At 40.7% G+C, this 20,259-nt stretch carries 18 protein-coding genes and 1 riboswitch; of the genes, 4 read left to right on the top strand and 14 right to left on the bottom strand.

The annotated features are described in order from the left end of the window. Positions 1–253: 253 nt before the first annotated feature. The 5 genes from UP17_RS02485 to UP17_RS02465 form a co-directional block, all read right to left on the bottom strand. Positions 254–616, bottom strand: coding sequence for a P-II family nitrogen regulator (locus tag UP17_RS02485; protein ID WP_061461417.1), 363 nt, complete (start codon positions 614–616; stop codon positions 254–256). A gap of 15 nt (positions 617–631) precedes the next feature. Beyond that, the gene (locus UP17_RS02480) at positions 632–1,846 is read right to left on the bottom strand and encodes an ammonium transporter (RefSeq protein ID WP_061461415.1); all 1,215 of its coding nucleotides are present in this window, start codon (positions 1,844–1,846) and stop codon (positions 632–634) included. 295 nt (positions 1,847–2,141) lie between these two features. Next, entirely contained in the window at positions 2,142–2,345 is a 204-nt protein-coding gene (locus UP17_RS02475; RefSeq protein WP_061461413.1) for a YbdD/YjiX family protein, read from the bottom strand. Positions 2,346–2,358: 13 nt separating this feature from the next. Beyond that, entirely contained in the window at positions 2,359–4,413 is a 2,055-nt protein-coding gene (locus UP17_RS02470; RefSeq protein ID WP_061461411.1) for a carbon starvation CstA family protein, read from the bottom strand. 196 nt (positions 4,414–4,609) lie between these two features. Then, a complete protein-coding gene (locus UP17_RS02465; RefSeq protein WP_081108673.1) occupies positions 4,610–5,257 on the bottom strand; it encodes a CPBP family intramembrane glutamic endopeptidase in 648 nt (215 codons plus the stop codon). Here UP17_RS02465 and UP17_RS02460 point away from each other — a divergent pair. Next, complete coding sequence (locus tag UP17_RS02460) at positions 5,235–5,633, top strand: hypothetical protein (RefSeq protein ID WP_081108672.1); 399 nt, start codon at positions 5,235–5,237, stop codon at positions 5,631–5,633. The two genes, UP17_RS02465 and UP17_RS02460, sit on opposite strands and share 23 nt — an antisense overlap. A gap of 236 nt (positions 5,634–5,869) precedes the next feature. Here the strand turns inward: UP17_RS02460 and UP17_RS02455 are convergent, their stop codons facing one another. Beyond that, positions 5,870–7,660: an ABC transporter ATP-binding protein gene (locus UP17_RS02455; RefSeq protein WP_250211744.1), complete on the bottom strand. Its 1,791-nt coding sequence runs from the start codon at positions 7,658–7,660 to the stop codon at positions 5,870–5,872. Next, a complete protein-coding gene (locus tag UP17_RS02450; protein ID WP_061461402.1) occupies positions 7,635–9,383 on the bottom strand; it encodes an ABC transporter ATP-binding protein in 1,749 nt (582 codons plus the stop codon). The genes UP17_RS02455 and UP17_RS02450 overlap by 26 nt, the downstream gene beginning before the upstream one ends. A 447-nt stretch (positions 9,384–9,830) precedes the next feature. Between UP17_RS02450 and UP17_RS02440 the strand changes: the two genes are divergently transcribed. Beyond that, on the top strand, positions 9,831–10,391 hold the full coding sequence (locus UP17_RS02440) for a nitroreductase family protein (RefSeq protein ID WP_061461398.1): 561 nt from the start codon (positions 9,831–9,833) through the stop codon (positions 10,389–10,391). A gap of 189 nt (positions 10,392–10,580) precedes the next feature. Here the strand turns inward: UP17_RS02440 and UP17_RS02435 are convergent, their stop codons facing one another. Next, entirely contained in the window at positions 10,581–11,927 is a 1,347-nt protein-coding gene (locus UP17_RS02435; protein WP_061461396.1) for an aspartate kinase, read from the bottom strand. 203 nt (positions 11,928–12,130) lie between these two features. Continuing rightward, a complete protein-coding gene (queF, locus tag UP17_RS02430) occupies positions 12,131–12,631 on the bottom strand; it encodes a preQ(1) synthase (protein ID WP_061461394.1) in 501 nt (166 codons plus the stop codon). A gap of 108 nt (positions 12,632–12,739) precedes the next feature. Next, a riboswitch (PreQ1 riboswitch) is annotated at positions 12,740–12,785 on the bottom strand. A gap of 127 nt (positions 12,786–12,912) precedes the next feature. Here queF and UP17_RS02425 point away from each other — a divergent pair. Further along, entirely contained in the window at positions 12,913–13,770 is an 858-nt protein-coding gene (locus UP17_RS02425) for a DMT family transporter (RefSeq protein WP_250211743.1), read from the top strand. Positions 13,771–14,296: 526 nt separating this feature from the next. Beyond that, positions 14,297–14,431, top strand: coding sequence for a BA3454 family stress response protein (locus UP17_RS02420; protein WP_061461391.1), 135 nt, complete (start codon positions 14,297–14,299; stop codon positions 14,429–14,431). A 274-nt stretch (positions 14,432–14,705) separates the two neighbouring features. On the opposite strand, the gene UP17_RS02415 is transcribed toward UP17_RS02420, so the two are convergent. From UP17_RS02415 to qoxA, 5 genes are all read right to left on the bottom strand, one after another. Next, positions 14,706–15,155: a YfmQ family protein gene (locus UP17_RS02415; RefSeq protein WP_061461389.1), complete on the bottom strand. Its 450-nt coding sequence runs from the start codon at positions 15,153–15,155 to the stop codon at positions 14,706–14,708. Positions 15,156–15,618: 463 nt separating this feature from the next. Beyond that, positions 15,619–15,903, bottom strand: a complete 285-nt coding sequence (qoxD, locus tag UP17_RS02410) for a cytochrome aa3 quinol oxidase subunit IV (RefSeq protein WP_061461387.1) — start codon at positions 15,901–15,903, stop codon at positions 15,619–15,621. 1 nt (position 15,904) lies between these two features. After that, a complete protein-coding gene (qoxC, locus tag UP17_RS02405) occupies positions 15,905–16,501 on the bottom strand; it encodes a cytochrome aa3 quinol oxidase subunit III (RefSeq protein ID WP_061461385.1) in 597 nt (198 codons plus the stop codon). Continuing rightward, positions 16,501–18,447 (bottom strand): cytochrome aa3 quinol oxidase subunit I, encoded by a 1,947-nt coding sequence (qoxB, locus tag UP17_RS02400; protein WP_061461383.1) that lies wholly within the window; start codon positions 18,445–18,447, stop codon positions 16,501–16,503. Before qoxB ends, qoxC begins: the two co-directional genes overlap by 1 nt. 73 nt (positions 18,448–18,520) lie before the next feature. After that, on the bottom strand, positions 18,521–19,465 hold the full coding sequence (gene qoxA / locus UP17_RS02395; protein ID WP_061461381.1) for a cytochrome aa3 quinol oxidase subunit II: 945 nt from the start codon (positions 19,463–19,465) through the stop codon (positions 18,521–18,523). Between the last annotated feature and the right edge of the window lie 794 nt (positions 19,466–20,259).

Raw genomic sequence — 20,259 nt, 5'->3', positions numbered from 1 at the left:
GGCTAAAAGGTTATTTTTTAAATCGGGGATCCTGAAACGAGGACTTTATTCGAAGTGATAAAATTTCTTCTAAATTTTTTAATGGTAATTCCAATAAAAAGGGTCGGTCATCAGGTTGATATACATCCTCTGAAATGAGCGTATTAACGATCTTCTGTTTTTTTGCATTAACAATTCGGACCAGTCTCCCCATTTTCAGCTCCCTTTCTTTTATTTATTGGATCCGGCACATTTGGTCGATTGAGTCACTGCATCAAATCTCATTCTTTAACGCATCATGGCCTTCTTTTCCGGTACGTATATTCACAACATTCGCCAATTCATAAATGAAGATTTTTCCGTCACCTGGTTTACCGGTACTCAAGAATTTCCTTGCTACATCCACAACATCCTGAACTGGAACTTCACACACGACGATTTCAATCTTCATTCGGTCATGTAATGACATTTCACGATTTCTGCCTCTATATGTTTCCACATAACTTTTCTGAAGACCCGTTCCTTTTACTTCCGAAACAGTCATTCCGCTTACCCCTATTTTTGCTAGTTCCGTTTTGAATTGTTCAAATTTAATGGGACGTGTAATGATTTCTATTTTCGTTAAAACCTCGGACATATGATCAACCCCCTTTTAAATTGATTCATGATAGGCTTTTTCTCCATGAAGTGTAAGGTCAAGCCCCATGTACTCATCTTCTTCACTGACACGTAACGGAACGAAAAGGTTAATGGCTTTAGCGATGATATATGTGACCACGGCAACGAAAATATAAGTTACAACGATCGCTATGAGCTGCTTCCACAATAGGTTGAAATCTCCATAGAATAAACCGTTTGCCCCGCTTTTATTGACGGAAGTGGTCGCGAATAAACCTGTAGCGATGCCACCCCAAGTTCCACCGATCCCATGTAATCCGAAAGCATCAAGAGCATCGTCGTAGCCCAGTTTATTCTTCAAGAAGAATACGCCCCAAAAACAAACGGCGCCGCCTATGACCCCGATGATGATGGATGATGCAGGCGTTACAAATCCGCAAGCCGGTGTAATGGCAACCAACCCAGAAATAGCTCCGGATACTGCCCCCAGCAATGTCGCCTTTTTATTAGCCATATACTCAACGATCAGCCAGCCAACGATACCAGCTGCTGCTGCAACAGCAGTATTAACGAATACGTTCATCGCCACTTCATTGATTGTCAGAGCGCTTCCGACGTTGAAGCCGTACCAACCGAACCATATTAATGATCCGCCTAGGAATGTTAAAGGAAGATTATGTGGTGCAGTGTCCCCCGACTCTTTCCTTTTACCTAACATAATCGCTAAAACCAGACCGGCAACCCCCGAAGAAATATGAACAACGTTGCCACCTGCAAAATCAAGAGTACCAAGCTCTGCTAACCAGCCGCCTCCCCATACCCAGTGAGCAACAGGAGCGTATACGAATAAAGACCAAAGGATCGTAAAAATCAAGAATGCTGAAAACTTCATCCGCTCAGCAATGCCACCTGCAATGATCGATACTGTTAAAACGGCAAATGTCATTTGGAATAACATGAACAAACTATGAGGAATTGTTTCGCTGTATGGTCCAGGTGCAAAGCCTACATCATTTAAGCCAACCCAGTCCAGACCGCCCAGAAATGTATTACCAGGTGAAAATGATAAAGAATATCCAATCAGCACCCAAAGAATCGAAATGACAGCAAGTGGCATGTAACTATGCATTGCCGTATTCAGGACATTTTTACTTTTTACCATCCCTCCATAAAATAGGGCAATCCCTGGTGTCATTAACCAAACCATCATCGTCGCCAAAAACATGAATACTGAATCTGCCATTTGCATACTGTTTTTCCCCCTTGCTTTTGTATATGTTATGTTTATTAACATTAAATGTTATATTTTTTATCATAAACTTAATTTTCTAATAATTCAACTTATTTTTTAATGTTTCATACTAATAATGTTAGGTTAAATAACATCATTAGCTTTGAATAAAGAACCAGGAAACGTGCCCTAAAAATTTTTTAAAAGTTTTTTTATTCTATCGTCGTTATATTTCTCCCTCTACTCATGTCCGGGTTCATAGATTCAAATAAAAAAGGCCCTCCTATTGAGGGCCCTTCAAAAAAATATTCAGTTAACAGCAACGAGACACTTTCCCACCCCTTGCGTTATAGCGTTCATCCTGGGCTTCGCAGAAAAATTCTTTCCTGGTTTTCACGGGATCTTCAGGATGGTGCACTCTCATATGTGCCACATAAGTATCATAACTCGGAACGCCGACAAGCAAACTGACGAACTGCTTTCTGTAGCTGAGAATCTTAACTAATCTTTTCAACATTTTCTTCCCTCCCTTATGATGACCTCGATACATAAGGTGATTCATGTAAATCTATTTTCTCGTTCTTCAAGACCTTTATCCATAACTTAATGGCGGAAATCAGGACAGTGATCACAACGATCATGAAGATGGCACATAGGGCAGCATCCACATAATCATTGACGATAACCCGTTTCATCTCAGATAGATTTGCTGCCGGAGCGAGAATTTCCCCGTTATCATAGGCCGCTTTAAATTTATCCTTATGTGCCAAAAAGCCAATCGCCGGGTTTTCGTGGAAAAGCTTTTGCCATCCAGCCGTCATGGTCACTATCAATAAGAATGTAGTTGGCACAAGAGTGACCCATGTATACGCTTTTTTGCCCATTTTGAAAAGGACTGTCGTCCCAAGCAGCAACGCAATGGCGGAAAGCATCTGGTTCGCAATTCCAAACAATGGCCAAAGGGTATTGATTCCGCCAAGAGGATCAATGACCCCTTGATATAGGAAATACCCCCAACCGATTACACAAATGGCAGTCGCAATAATATTAGGTAGCCATTTATTCGTTTCGGCAAATGGCTTGTAAAAGGTGCCGATAATATCCTGTATCATAAAACGCCCTACCCTGGTTCCCGCATCAATGGTGGTCAATATGAACAATGCCTCGAATAGGATCGCGAAATGATACCAGAACGCCATCAGGGACGCTCCACCAATCACTTGTGAGAAGATATGGGCCATACCGATTGCAAAGGTTGGCGCTCCGCCAGTGCGGGATAAAATGGTCTCTTCCCCAACATCATCTGCAAGGCCGGTAATCATTTCAGGTGTCAAAATGAAACCCCAATCGGATATCGTAGCCGCCACTTGAGCCGGCTCCGTTCCCACAACGGCGCCCGGGCTGTTAATGGCAAAATAAATCCCTGGCGTCAGTACACAGGCTGCTATCATAGCCATGATGGCTACAAAGGACTCAGTCAACATCGCCCCGTATCCGATTGGACGTGAATGTGATTCACGTTCAATCATTTTCGGAGTCGTTCCCGATGAAACGAGAGCATGGAACCCCGACACCGCTCCACAAGCGATCGTTATGAATAAGAATGGGAATAAATTCCCTGAAAAAACGGGTCCTGTTCCATCAATGAATTGAGTGACGGCAGGCATTTCAAGGCTCGGCATGACAATGAAAATACCAAGCGCAAGTCCGATGATCGTGCCGATTTTCAAGAATGTGCTTAAGTAATCACGAGGTGCCAATAACATCCATACCGGCAAAACGGAGGCAACGAAACCATATACAATCAGCATGATGGCGATCGTTTCCCCACTGAAAGTGAACAGCGGTGCCAATGTTGCGCTTTCAGATACAAAGCGGCCGAAATATAATGCAAGCATCAATAGTATGATTCCAATAATCGATCCTTCACCAACCCGTCCCGGCCTTATGTAGCGCATATAGATGCCCATGAGGACTGCAATCGGTATGGTCGAGGCAATCGTGAACATGCCCCATGGACTGCCCACCAACGCTTTTACGACAACAAGGGCAAGTACCGCCAATAAAATAATCATGATACCCAGAATACCGATCATGGCTATCAAACCTGTAATCGGTCCAATTTCCTCTTTGATCATCTCTCCCAATGATTTGCCGTTACGGCGCATCGAACCGAAGAGAATGATGAAATCCTGCACGGCACCAGCTAATACAACTCCGACTACAAGCCACAGTGTCCCTGGCAAATACCCCATCTGTGCTGCAAGGATGGGTCCAACAAGAGGGCCTGCTCCGGCAATTGCTGCGAAATGGTGGCCAAACAACACCCACTTATTTGTAGGCACGTAGTCCTTCCCATCATTGTTCGCTTCCGATGGAGTCTGGCGATTATCATCTAGCTCAAACACTTTCTGTGCAATGAATTTACTATAAAAGCGGTATGCAATCGAATAAACACAGAGTGCTGCAGTGACAATCCACATGGCATTGATGCTTTCCCCCCGGTTTAGCGCGACGAAACCAAAACTCACCGCACCCAATGCAGATATGATTCCCCAAAGAATAACCGACTTAAGCGCCTTCATTTTTCCATCTCCTCTCAATGGTTTACTTAAAAAATCTTCATATCATATGGAGTTAGGCTATGATCCATTTTAATTTAAAGAATTTTACGTATATTCAGAATTATATGTTATTATAATGTTTTTTAGCAATAGCAAAACAGACGATTTGTAAAGTATTTCCCATTATTTTGTCGATATTTTCCTTTTCCTGTATTGGTTATTTCACTCTAAGAACGTCAATATCACCGCCAAGTCCGTTAAATAATCCATGAATCAAAACAGATGGCCAGATGGACCCTGTTTTTTCGTATGCCCAAGCAAATACCAAACCGCTTATAAAATTGACCATCAGTGTATTATAAGCAGGGATATGAACGACCATGAAAAGGAAGGAGCTGATGAACATTCCCCAGCTCTTTCCCGTTCGGACTCTGACCCAACGGTATATGAATCCCCGATAAAGGATCTCCTCATAAACGGGAGAAATGATGGCGGCAGAAATGAAGCCTATGAAGAAATTAAAGACTGTAACTTTCTGTTTTAAACTTTCCGTTTTTTCATTTTTATACGTTCCTCCTACCGCCATGATCAGGGCAAGCACCATAATACTGCTAATTATCAATACAATGGTCCAACCTGCTATCGGCCCCCAGTAAGACGCCGTAAATCGGCGAACCCCCACTTCCTTCCAAGATAAGCTACACGGTCTTAAGCATACGAAATAAACACCCGTCATAAAAACGATGGCCATAATGAAGCCCATGGTCGTTCCTGCATATAAACCATTCCGAAAAAATGAGTCTATCTGCTCTCTCAGCAAGAATTCAATGAAAACAGGCACAATGAAGCATGATAACCCCAACATCCATACTCCTTCCTTAATTCCTGATTTAAAGACCGTGTTGGATAAAAAGGCCTTCAAAGAATTGCTCCTTCTTCAACAACAACAGACGATATCAAGCATAAGGGAAGCGAAAAAAACCCTTAAGAACATCCAAACCTTGTTAAATAGCATAGAAGTCGAAGGAGATCTCGATTGGGAGCTGCTGCTGCCGCCAATGAAAAGAAAAGAACATAATCGTGATCAATCCTTCAGCAAAGAAGAACGGAAAACCTTGGACAAACTACCTAAGATGGAAAAAGATAATATCGAAACAATGGATCAACCTAATAAAACGTATAGAATTAACCATCAAAATAGGATTTCCTGCCGAATCCGAGGAAGGCAGGCTGATCGCTGAAGATTGCCTGCTTTTATCCGAATTGATTTTCGAAGGAAACAAAGATTTAGAGGAGAAATTCTGGGAAGTTCGTAAATCCGCAGCTGACTCTTACTCGGCAGGTTCATCCGGTAAGGAAGAAATCCTTATTTTTAGAGGAGGCAGTCGCCTCTTTAAATGAAATGGATTGCAAGTTCAAAGTATAAGGTTTTGTGACCAAAACAAAAAATGTGCGCCTAACGGCACACATTTTTTCATCATCCGGTCTGATTTTCCTTTAATGAGCTGCGATAGAGTTCGTAATAAAAACCCCTTCGCCGCAATAATTCATCATGTGATCCCTTTTCAATGATCCTTCCTTCATCAAGCACCAAGATCTGATCACTTTGCTGAATCGTATTCAATCGATGGGCAATAACAAAACTTGTCCTCCCCTTCATCAAACGATGTAATGCTTCCTGGATTTTTAGCTCGGTAATCGTATCTATACTGCTTGTCGCCTCATCCAAAATCAATAGAACGGGATCGGCTAAAATAGCCCTGGCAATCGATAAAAGCTGGCGCTGTCCCTGACTGATTCCACTGCCATCCTGATTCAAGATGGTATCATAGCGGTCTGGCAGTTTCATGATAAAGGAATGGGCATTGGCAAGCTTGGCTGCATCCACCACTTCTACATCGCCCGCCTCCAGCCGACCGTAGCGAATATTTTCACGAATCGTACCTTGAAACAAAAAGGAATCCTGTAAAACAAAGCCCATATGCTTGCGGAGACTGGACCTCGTCACCTGCTGGATATTCTGGCCATCGATCAAGATCCGGCCGCTGTTCGGCTCGTAAAAACGTGCAAGCAGATTAATGACCGTAGTCTTACCGGCCCCAGTGGGACCTACAAGCGCGATGGTCTCCCCTTTTTCTGCATGGAAACTAACATCATATATCGTTTGGCCCTCATCATTGTACGAAAAGGAAACATCCTCAAAGTCCACCTCACCACATACATCCCGAAGTTCAGAGGCCTGTTTCTCATCCACTTCTTCTTCTTTTTCATCAAGTATGGCGAAAACCCGCTCCGCACCAGCAACAGCCGAGAGGAGTGTATTGAATTGATTAGCCAGGTCATTGAGCGGACGGGTGAATTGCCTTGAATACTCGGTGAAAATGACAATGACCCCGATGGAAACCGTTCCTATGCCACTCATCGCCAAAAAACCCCCGACAGCTGCTATTACAGTAAAACTTAAGTTGTTCAGTAAATTCATCAGTTTTGGAATCAGCCCAGAGTATGATTGTGATAAGAATCCGGCTTTCTTTAAGTTTTCACTCCGGGTGATAAAATCACGGATCACTTTATCTTCCTGCGAAAATGCCTTTACGATCCGTTGCCCCGAAATCGTTTCTTCTATAAACCCATTCAAGTCTCCAAGGTTCTTCTGCTGTTCCTTAAAAAGCTTGCCCGTCCTGTTCGTTATCCACTTCAGCCCAAAAAACATAAGAGGAACGATGAATAAGGTTAAAACAGTTAATAACGGGCTTAAATACAGCATCACTCCGATCGTCCCGACCAGTGTCAGCACACTTGAGAAAATCTGGATGACGGAACTATTCAAAGTGGAACTGACATTTTCTATATCATTCGTGACCCGGCTCATCAATTCCCCATGCTGACGCCGGTCAAAAAAGGGAATGGACAATTGGTGAAGCTTTTTGAACAGTTGATTGCGCATCGCATAAACTGTATCCTGTGCGATTCCGATCATCCAATAATTCTGAAGCCACATGGATAGTGAATAGAATATATAGACTCCGAGAAGCCCGATAAGAAGGCTAATCAGCCCCCCGCTATCCTTTGTTACAATATAGTCATCGATGGCCATCCCTACAAGAAATGGGCCAAGCAACCCTAAAACCGAGCTTACCAGTACCATGAAAAGGACAAAAAACAGCAGGCTTTTATTCGTTGCTAAGTAGGGGGTGATCCTTTTTATCGTATTCCATGAGTTGACTGGTTTTGCCTTTTTCTTATCGGGAGATATTCTTCGACTCAAGAGAAATCCCCTCCTCCCCAAACTGTGAGTGAACGATTTTTCGATAAAGATCACTTGTTTGAATCAAATCCTGATGTTTCCCCAGCGCAAGCACTTGGCCATTTTCCAGCAACAGGATCTTGTCCGCCTCAATGGCTGTACTGATTTTTTGTGTAATGATGAGTGTTGTACATGTATAGGTCTTTAAAGCGGCGAGCAATTTACTTTCCGTTTTCAAATCCAGCGCACTCGTACTGTCATCCAGAAGGAGAATCTTCGGTCTGCGCACTAATGCCCTCGCAATCGATAACCGTTGTTTTTGACCTCCGGACAGATTCACCCCTTTTTGCCCTAACTGCGTCTCATATTGTTTTGGGAGTTTCATTACGGTCTCATGAACCTGAGCATCCATGGCAGCTGCCATGATTTCCCCCATCGAGGCCCCTTCTTTTCCCCAAGCAACATTATTTTTTATGGTTCCTGAAAAAAGCAAGGCTTCTTGCGGTACATAGCCGATCCTTTTCCGCAGCGAATTCAAGGGAATATCTTTCACATTCTGGTCATCTATTAGAATGGATCCGCTCTCAACTTCGTACAATCTCGGAATCAGCTGAAACAAGGATGTTTTCCCTGATCCTGTTGCTCCTATGATGGCAAGCGATTCTCCCGGATCGATAGAGAAGTTCAAGTTTTTCAATACCGGTGCATCTGTTCCAGGATAGCGGAAAGATACATCTAGAAACTTGATGCCTCCCCCTTTGACGGTATCACTCTTGCTTTCAATTTTGCCTTCATCAATATCTATCGGGGTTTCAAATATTTCCGTCACACGTTCCGCTGAAGCCTTTGCACGGGAAATGACCGTGATCAGCCATGAAAAAACGGAAAGTGATGCCGCAATCCTTGTGGCATAGTTGACAATCGCCACAACTTCCCCTACCTGTATATCTCCCGTTGTAATAAATTCGCTTCCAAGCCAAAGAATGATCAGAATCGCCACATTCATGACCAGCATCAGAACAGGCATTGTCGTTTCAATTAAACGAAGGGAAGTCACAGTCTTTCTTTTCAACTCGTCATTCGCATCGTCAAACCGTCCGATTTCATGCTCCTTACGAAGAAAGGCCTTGATCAAGCGCATGCCTGTCAGGTTTTCCCTCATGACCCCATTGACATTATCGAGCTTTTTCTGTACGAGCTTAAACAGCTTAGCAGCCCGTTTCATAACCCATCCCAGGAAGAAAACAAGAACCGGAATCGAAATGACCAAAACAAGGGAGAGTTTCAAATCCACCGCAATCGCCATTATCGCCCCCCCGATTACTATCAAAGGCGCCCTTGCCATGATACGAAGGCCCATGAAAACCGTATTTTGAAGCTGGGTCACATCATTCGTCATCCTTGTAATCAACGATGAAGTCGGGATATTATTCAAATTCGCAAAAGAAAACGCCTGTATCTTACCAAAAAGGCTTTTTCTTACATCATGTCCAAAGCTCTGACTTACATGTGATGCTGTAAAGGAATTAACGATCCCGCCAAGAAATGAAAAAATGGAAAGTCCAACCATGACACTTCCCCATTTAATCACTACCGATAAATCTTTCTGTAGAATGCCATCATCAATTATTTTAGCAATAAATAGAGGTTGTAACAGTTCTACACCGAGCTCGACAATCATCAAGAATAAAGCAAGAATGATCAAGAGCCAGTATGGCTTAAGAAATGAGGCCAGTTTTTTCATCTATGACACCCTTCAATTCTTCATATGTAGATAGCATCTTTTCATCTCTCATTATACATTTTTATACAGATTATTTAAAAGATTTTAACTGATTTAAAGGATTGGTAAATAACTTGATTTTTTTTAATAAATACCCTTGACAAATAACAGGAAATAGGCGAAAATTCTAATTGATAATGATTTTCAATTTCATCATCAATCTCTGAAATTTGATAAACAATTACGATAATCTCATATCGTACCTTTTTGATATTGTACATAGATACAATGTCGCCCCGGCTCCTCTGTGCCTAGTAAAAATTATATGCTCATTAGCGAATGCAGTTCACTGGAATATTGCCCCCTCTTTATTCAAGTATTCATTCACGTTGGAAGCATATTAGGCAGCCGGGGATTATTTTTTTAAAAAAACTAACAAACTTACTTATATAAAGGAGCAGGATGATCATGAAACTTGAAGATATCATTAAAGAACGGCGCAGCATCAAACGATTTAAGGACATTCCTGTTCCTATTGATACCATCCGATCACTATTGGAAACTTCGACATGGGCACCGAACCATAAACTTACCCAACCATGGCGCTTTGTCGTGGTGCATGGTGATAGCCGATTAAAACTCGCAGAGGCAACCCGTGCTTTCATGGCAGGCAAAGAGAAGGACCCGGAAAAGAAAGAAGCAGCCGGACAGCGAGGATATAATAAACTTATAGCTGTTCCGATGTTTGTCGCGGTGATCATGGAAGAGAATCCGAATCCTATGACACGTGAAGAAGATTATGCGGCTACAAGTGCCTTGATCCAGAATTTCAGCCTGCTTGCCTGGGAACAAGGAATCGGGTTGATATGGGAAACATACGGCATGATACACAGCATCGAGTTTCGTGAAGCTTTAGGCGTGAAACCCGGAGAGAAGATCGTCGGCAGCCTTCACGTCGGCTATCCCGATATGATCCCTGCCCCGCGTCCAAGGAACGCGATCGATCAACTGCTGACAATTATGGACTGATATAAAAGGACAATCTTCTATTTGGAGGCTTTCCTTTTATATTTAAGAGCAAAACGCAGGCAAATGTTGTTTTTCACTTATAATACTCCCTTAAAGACCCTCGGCGCGTCTTTTATTCATTTGAACTTAGCGGGGACAATTCATATCCAAAAAACCTCCCTTTTCAAGGAGGTCCCTAAACGCTCTTACTCAAAAAAACTCGTGATATAAGGCCTGAATGGCCGTCTCTTCACTGTTCCCTTTCACACCGAACATCATGCTTACTTCCGAAGAGCCTTGGTTGATCATTTCAATGTTCACCTTTGCTTCGGCCAGCGCTTTTGACGCCCTTGCCGTTGTACCGACATTATGACGCATTCCTTCACCTACAATCATGATCAAAGCAAGATCATGCTCCACATTCACCTCATCGGCATGTAGCTCTTTCTTAATTCGTGAAATGATTTTCTTCTCGGTTTCACCCTCCATCTGGTCCTGCCTTAGAATAAGTGTCACATCATCGATGCCTGATGGAATATGCTCATACGAAACTCCGTAATCTTCAAGGATATGCAGCAGTTTCCGGCCAAAACCAACTTCCCGGTTCATCAAATATTTGCTAATGTAAATACTGCAAAATCCTTTATCACTTGCAATTCCAATAACCGGCCCATTCGTATTATCCCGTGAACTTACAATGCGGGTCCCTTGTGCAGCCGGATTGTTTGTATTTTGTATATGGACTGGTATTCCCGCACGGAATGCAGGAATCAGCGCCTCATCATGAAATACCGAGAAACCGGCATAAGAAAGCTCCCGCATTTCACGATAGGTCAATTCCCTGATTCCCTTCGGATTGGAAACCACATTTGGATTCACCGCATAAACTGCATCCACATCCGTAAAGTTCTCATACAAATCGGCTTTGACCCCATTCGCAAGAATCGAACCCGTAATATCGGAACCGCTTCTTGAGAATGTTAAAACCTCACCATCTAACGTGTATCCGAAGAACCCTGGGAATACTATGATTCCTGGCTCATCACGTAGAGCATATAACCGATCATACGATTCTGGCATCACCTGGGTAAATCCATCTTCATCCGTTACGATCAAGCCAGCCTTCTTTGGATTTATATACTGAGCCTCTACACCACGGCTTTGAAAATAACCTGCAACCAGCTTCGCATTATTATCCTCGCCACTGGCCATTAAAGCATCCAAATAGCGCTTCGGGTTAGATTGGTCTCCATGCAACAGTGCTTTTAGATTTCCATGAATCCCAGTGATGACCTCCTCGGATATATCCAGCTCTTCAGCAATGCTCGCATAGCGGGATACCACATCTTCTATCAAATGCTCTCCGTTATCCCCGCGCAGCTGCTGTTCCGCAGCCTCAATCAATAGATCCGTCACCTTTATATCATTTGAATTGCGTTTCCCTGGAGCCGAAACGACTACAATCTTCCTCTCTGGATCAGCAACTACAATTTCGAATACCTTTTTCACCTGTTCACCTGACGCAAGTGAACTTCCGCCAAACTTTGCAACTTTCATCACGACATCCCCTATTTTTGAAAATATTCTGTCAAAATTAACTCTTCCTATTATTACGTTTTTCCACGAAACAATCAAGTGTTAATTCCGTTACAGGAGGACATTTGTGTTTTTAAAGAATACAAAATAGTGAGTTTACTGAATGAGAATAGCAAAAAACCAGAAAAAGACAACGGCATAAGCCAGTTGTCTTTTTCTAATCTTTAGCGATTATCCACCGTTTCCGGGTATAAGTCATGATTCATCAAGCGGTAATCCGCCATTTCCTCATACTTCGTACCTGGTTTACCATAATTTGTGTAAGGATCGATGGAGATTCCGCCTCTAGGTGTAAACTTGCCCCAGACTTCAATATATTTGGGATCCATCAACTCGATTAAATCATTCATGATGATGTTCATGCAGTCTTCATGGAAATCACCATGATTACGGAAGCTGAATAAATAAAGTTTCAATGACTTGCTTTCCACCATCTTCACACTTGGAATATAGCTGATGTAAATGGTTGCAAAGTCCGGCTGGCCCGTTATTGGACATAAGCTAGTGAATTCCGGGCAATTGAATTTGACGAAATAGTCCCGGTTCGGATGCTTGTTATCGAATGATTCCAGAATTTCAGGCGCATAGTCAAATGTATATTTTGTCCCTTGATTCCCAAGCAGTGTGATATCTTTTTTTAATTCTTCTTCTTTTCTTCCAGACATAAAAAGTCCTCCTCATCCACGTTTGTCAGGGGAGATTCATAAAATGGGCCTCTATATAACAAAAACCATATCTCCTCAAAGATATGGTTGATTCGCAAAAAAATAATCAAAGCCATAGTTTTTTTAAGAGGGTGAAGCTATGAACCTCTCCCGTTTATCGGGAAATATTTAAAATTGTCATAGTAAATATAGAAAAAAAAATCTAATCTGTCAATCTACTTTTTATTTTAGTTTGATTCCTACACGTATTCGGCTTAAAATGTAGAAGAAGTTTATCCTACATGAAGGAAGAGATTAAAGCAATGTGGATTTTTGCGGCTCTTATCACTAGTTTATGTTTCGGAATCAATAACAGCATTTTTAAATGGAGTAACGGAAAGGGTTACTCAAAGGTACATATCCAATTTTTCTTTTATTTTACCGCCTTCATCATGGCACTTTTATATAGCGGATTTGTAGATGGCTTGACTACTAACTTGCCATCCATCTTGCTTGGTGGAGCCATTGGTGTACTGAACGCTAACGGTAATATCCAGATGGCAAGTGCCTTTGAAAAAGGACCGGCAAGTTTGACATCACCACTGATTGCGGCAAATGCAATTTTTCCCATCCTCTGTGCTGCATTAATTTTTCATGAGCATATTTCTTCACTGCAGTGGAGCGGAATTGTCTGCATGCTGCTCGCTACCCTTGTCATTCAGTATACACCTAATGCTAAGGGCAATCATCAATATTTACCTTGGATGATGCACACATTATTCGCGATTTTCTCATTTGGTGTGCTAGGTATCTTAATGACGACATCAACCCGTCTTCATTTAAACTCCCTTGATATCCTAGTATCAATGTATGGTGGCGGAACACTTTATCTCATTTCGGCATTAGCCATCAAGAATGAGAAGATTAAGTTAATGGAAGTGAAAATTGGATCACTCGTAGGATTATTAAGCATCATAGCCTATGGATGTTATTTCTTTGCATTAAATACTGGAATCGCCAGCATCATCTTCCCTGTCGTCAGCCTGAACTGTTTAGTTGTCGTATTCGCTGGTTGTTATTTATTCAAAGAAAAACTTAAATCCTATCAAATTGCCGGCGTACTTGCAGCATTAATCGGAATTATCTTAACTAAAATATGAATAGTTAATTTTACAAAAACAACCTGGCTGTTATGCGCACACAAGCCAGGTCTTCTTTATATAGCCGCAAAAAAGGGTATGGTCTGACCCCAATACACAAGCCTTGTACACATAAAAATAGGCTCTTTTCGTAAAGATTGTTGTTTTTAAAACGAAACTATTTAAGGTTGATTGGAGCGGAAGTGCGAGACTCCTGCGGGAGCAGCGGGACAGGTGAGACCCCACAGGCGTTTACGCCGAGGAGGCTCACCGCCCGCCCCGCGGAAAGCGAGCTTCTGGAGGGGAAATCAACCACAACTCACTACCTGGTAAATAAAAACAAAGTATGTGAAAACAGCCTAAAAATAAATAAGGAAATGGAGTCTGTCAAAAAAAAGTGTTGACATCCCCTTCAAAATATCAGATAATTTTGAATATTAAATCCCCACACTTGCTACTTCGCAATGTTTGAAAAGTCTTCCCCCATGGGTATAAAAGAAGTAGGTACAACCACCTCATTACTGAACAAAGAAAGGAAAGATGCATAATGGTAAAAGTTACAGTAACAGTTGATTTCCAAGGAAAATCTTATCAAACTAACGTCCTTACTAAACCAGGTACTAATCAAGAAGAAATTTTACAACAAGCCTTTAATCAAGTGGAAAAACAATGGAAAGCTTAAAAAAGCAGGCATCGCTTTAGATACCTGCTTTTTTTATTACCCTTTTAGACATAATCATCAAAATTACTTTTCGCATTTCAATCCAGATTTATTGTATTTCATTTATAGTATTCTAATGAATTTTTTCTATTCAAAGAACTCCTCGATAACGATTTTTCCCTAAATCCACTTTTAATAAATTTCCCCACATAATACCAATTTGAATGTGTCAGTTTGTGAACATTCAACTCTCAATCTGAATCAGAAAAAAAGAGCGACTTTGTTTATGTTCCTTTTAAACTACATCCCTAATTAATGGCATTGAACGTTCTTGAAGGCTATTGGAGAACAGACTATACGCAACTACTTTCTTCTTGTACTGTTTAACTACATCCACGTGGTCGTTGTAAATGTACAAAAATAACCTAACATCCTTCTTGCCTTTTTTAGTATCAATGACTAATGGAGCCCCACTGTTCTCTGGATGTAAAAATAATTGTTCGTTACCCGGAAATATATGATTCTTTTTCAAAAATTTAGCTTTGTTGAAATAATTAATAACTTGAATTTTTTCTTCACCTTCAAACCGTTTTCCGTCAAAGGTTACGATGGCATTCGCGTCACTAAGTTCTGAATGCATTTCAAATTTGCTGAGAATCCAATTCACTGCATCTGTTGGAAGACAGGTAACTAATAATTTAATCAAACTTATGAGAATTGTCAAAATCAAAACCGGCAATGTCATATTCATCATCTCCGCTAAGGCATAGTTAACTACTATATCACTTATTATATCAAAAGAGCGGAAAGCTTTTATTAGGAAATGTGTCCGTTCTATTAACGTTTAACTATTGGTGAATATAAAAACTTTATACTAACTTAATCATCTTGATCATCTAATTTCAAAAATGGATCTTTTTGTATTTTTTATAGATATATCCAATATCACGTTTGAATTTGAGTCTCATTTTCAATATATCTAAATGCAAAAAGTCCACCGTACCCCAATATAATACAGGATACACAATAAATTAAGGAGATACTTAATTATTTTCCATCACAGTATTTGCCTCTCCTACCCCCTCTTCTTTCTTATCAATACAAACTTCTATAATGCAGTGAATTGAATGTATGTAATTTTACGCTCACCATAATTTGAATACAAAAAAACTGGGCGTCATCAAGACGCCCAGTTTTGCAGGAATGGATTATTGATATCCCCAAATCATTGTTAGCATTGTACCGAAAATTGTAACCAATGCAACAAACAATCCGTAGTAAACGTTTGTGTAAATCGATGCTTTATCTTCAGACTCTCCTGCATGCATGAACATAACAAATTGAAGTGCAGCTTGCATGAAGGCTGTAACAAGTAGGATGATTAAAGCCATTTTAAGTGAGAGATCATACACTATAACTGATAGTGCAACCAAAGTCAGGACTAGTGAAAAAGCAAATCCCATAACTTGGCCCCGTGGGAATAATTCTTTCATATTACATCATTCCTTTCAGGTAGACGAAACTGAAGATGAAAATCCAGACAACGTCTAAGAAATGCCAGTAAAGAGAAAAGATGAAAGCTTTGTTTGTAGTTTCTGGAGTCATACCGCGTTTTTTAATCTGCAGAATGATGAAGGTTCCCCAGAATAAACCAAGTGTAACGTGAGCTCCATGCGTACCTAGTAACGCAAACAAACTAGATAAGAAACCACTTGTTTGAATGGTTGCTCCTTCATGTACATACTCCACGAATTCATAGATTTCGACTCCCAAAAAGCCTAAACCAAGAATAAGGGTGATAATGAAGAAACCAAGCATTGCTTTCTGTCTACCAAGTCTCATTGCATTGATTCCAAGACCAATGGTAAAACTACTGGTTAAAAGAAAAATTGTTTGAAGCATTAGGGTTGGTACTTTAAAGAGTTCGTCCCCTGTAGGACCATTTCCAGTACCATGAACTAATACAAAATAAGTGGCGAACAGTGTAGCGAAAAGAGCTATTTCTGCCCCCAGGAAAATCCAAAATCCAAAAATCTTTAAGCGATTTTCTTCCGTGCTATATTCTAGTGGCAGCGAGTTATCTATTTTCATTACTTAGCACCTCGCAATTTATTTTCAGTTTCTTCAATCTCTTCAACGGAGATATAACGTCCGTGGTCTTTTTCGAATGAACGGTGAGCCATACAAGCAAAGATACCAAGTGTGGCAATGATTGCAATGATCCACATGCTGAATACCATTGCAAAGCCCCAAACGAAGAAGATACAGCTCAAGATAAACGGCACGCCACTGTTATTTGGCATATGAATCTTTTCTACTTTACCACCAAATAATTTAAAGCCCTTTTTCTTAGAATCCCAGAATGCTTCTGTAGAATCAACTGTAGGTACAATTGCAAAATTGTATTCTGGAATTGGTGTATGTGTAGCCCATTCTAGAGAACGTGCATCCCATGGATCTTTTGAAATATTTCTTGATGCATAACGAGTACTCCAATAGATATTGTACACAATAAGCGCAAAACCTATTGCCATGCCAATTGCTCCAACGAAAGAGAGCAAATTCAATGGACCATAGCCCGTTGATTCAGAGTACGTATACATACGACGTGCTTGCCCATCTAAACCAGTTATGAACATCGGGAAGAATGTAACATTAAAGCTGATTGTAATGAACCAGAACGACCATTTCCCTATCTTTTCGCTCAACATGAAACCAAACATTTTTGGCCACCAGTACGTAAAACCAGCAAGTACGGCAAATACAGTACCAGGGATCAAAACGTAGTGGAAGTGAGCTACTAAGAACATTGTATTATGGTATTGGTAGTCAGCACTTGCCATGGCAAGCATAACCCCAGTTACCCCACCGAGAGTGAAAATCGGAATGAAAGCTAAAGAGTATAACATTGGGACGGTAAAAACGATTTTACCTTTCCAAAGTGTGAACAACCAGTTGAAAATCTTAACACCGGTCGGAACAGCAATTGCCATTGTGGTAACCGAGAAGATACCGTTAACCATTGCACCGTGACCCATTGTATAAAAATGGTGAGCCCATACAACGAAGGATAGTGTAGAAATAGCTACCATAGAGATAACCATCGAATTATACCCGTACAGGTTACGACGTGCAAAAGTCGAAATGATTTCACTGTAAATACCGAAAGCCGGAAGAATAACTATATAAACTTCAGGATGTCCCCAAACCCAGAACAAGTTTGCCCAAAGCATATCGCTACCGCCATTAGCCATCGTAAAGAACTGAGTTCCGAATAGTCGATCCATTGTCATTAACGCAAGTGCCACTGTCAATACAGGGAAAGCGAAAACGATAATAAAGTTTGTGATCAAGATAGACCATGTGAACATTGGCATTTTCATTAAGTTCATGCCAGGTGCTCTCATTTTCAAGATGGTTACGATAAAGTTGATACCAGTCAGTAATGTACCGATACCAGCTATTTGAATTGCAATCGCGTAATAGTTCGAACCTACTGATTCACTGAAATCGTTACTTGCCAGCGGGAAGTAAGATGTCCAGCCTGCATCAGGAGAACCACCGACTACGAAAGAGATGTTAAATAGCATTGCCCCCATAAAGAATAACCAGAAGCTTACTGCGTTTAGACGTGGGAATGCTACGTCACGTGCCCCTATTTGTAATGGTGTAACAATGTTCATTAACCCAATGATAAATGGCATCGCCATAAACAGGATCATGACAACCCCGTGTGTTGTAAAAATTTCATTATAATGCTGTCCATCCAACAAGCCGTTATTTGGAATAGCCGTTTGGGCACGCATCAAGAGAGCATCGGCGCCACCACGGAAAAGCATAAGTAGTGCTGACAAGATGTACATGATACCAATACGTTTATGGTCAACCGTTGTTAACCACTCACGCCATAAGTAACCCCATTTTTTAAAATAGGTAATTCCGGCAACAAGCGCAATCATAGTTAGGCCAATGGCAACCATGGATGCATATATCGCAGGACTTGGATGAGGTACGGCAAATCGATCAAAGTAATCCATACTTTTGTGACTCCTTTCAGGAAAATATTCCTTATCGTAAAACTAATTGTTTAGTAGAATGTGAGTTAAACCCTTATTGATTCATGTTCATGTTCATGTTGTTGTGTTCTGAATGTTCCTCGTGTGAACCTTTGGTAGATTCATCTGATTTTTTTTCAGTATCAGATGATCCGTGGTGATGACCTGAATTTTCACCTTCTGGAGCTGGAGAAAACTTTAAGTGAGTTCCAGTATACGTGGATTGTCCCACATGACCAGGTTCTAGTAATTTATTGAATTTATCCTTAGTAATCGGTTTAGCAGTTGCTTTAATTTCTTTTACCCATTTATCATATTCTTTTTTAGGCAATACATTTACGTTGAACGTTTGCTGAGCAAAACCTGAACCACTGAAGTTTGAATTTCGGCCCATATACTCACCTGGTACTTCAGCTGCTAAGTGCAACGTGGTAACCATATCAGACATCGCATATTTTTGTCCTCCAAGTTGCGGAATCCAGAAACTAGCAATTGGTCCGTATGAATAAAGTTTAAATTCAATTGGTCGGTTAGTCGGTAAAAACAGATAGTTAACTGTTTCGATATTTTCTTCCGGATAACTAAAGTGCCACTTCCAGTTAGAAGATGCAGCGTAGATAACTAATGGTTTCTGCTTTTCGTATCCTTTAGGTGTTGCCTCGACTTCATTTGTTGTTTTAACAGTAACAACGGCAAGGAAAGCGACGATTATGATTGGGATTGCAACCCAAATTATTTCTAGAACCTTACTTCCTTCAATATGAGGTGGTTCATAATCATCACGCTGTTTGGAAGCACGATATTTCATTATCATGAAGACATACAGTACGATTACGACAAGAACGACAAAGGCCATTGTCCATATCGATATCATAATGACATCTGCTTGTGTTGCAGCTACTGGCCCTTTAGGGTCCAAGACCATTAATGGGTTATCGCAACCCGTTAGCATAGTGGCGATGGTAAAAAGTATAGTTAATAAAGCCCATTTTATTTTCATAGTACTACCCCTTTCTTACATAATAAAATTCCTATTGGTAATTATTCGGACAAAGTGTTACCATGTTCACAAACCCCGACATAACAATATTAATCCCAAGTTAAAAAAAAGACAATACAAAGTGACATCTGTCACATAAAGTTCATTAAAATACAGTAAGAAGTTGGTAAATGAACTGAAATGTTCGAAAATCTTAAGGAAATGAAATATAATAAGTGTTTAATTCCTTACATATGGAGTTTAGGATTAAAAAGTAGCTCTGCTCCATTTTCCATTTAATGTTACTTTAATATAATGAAATATAATTTTTACAATATATTCGCCGCGTACATAACCTCAAGAACAAATCTGAATTTTCTTAACACTACGAATTCCATTACCTATCATGTTAATTAGGTAACTATCGATGGGATCGTGAATGATGACGATGTTAGCCAGGATTTAATAACGAATTTTTCTAACTCGACCACGGACGTGGGTAACGGCATTGTGCACACCATGTCGTTTTTTCTGCTTCAATACCCTTACGGTCCAACACTGGTCACTATATATGGAAGCAAAGAGTCTGAAATGAACATTCCGATCCTTATGATAATTACTTGATTGCCTTCCCACTTTGATTGCTAATTGGGTTACTTCCCCAATAAACACTTACTGCCCTGTCAGTATTTCCCAACAGCAGTTTAGGACATTAATCCAATAATTATCCCAATATGCTATTGCAAAAACCACTTCACCTCAGTTGTCCTTTTTAGTAAAACTGCATTTTGGTGCCTAGCATAAAAGAAACTCAT

The organism is Peribacillus simplex, assembly GCF_001578185.1.
Taxonomy (GTDB): domain Bacteria; phylum Bacillota; class Bacilli; order Bacillales; family DSM-1321; genus Peribacillus; species Peribacillus simplex_A.
This window is presented reverse-complemented; position numbering and strand designations above follow the sequence as displayed.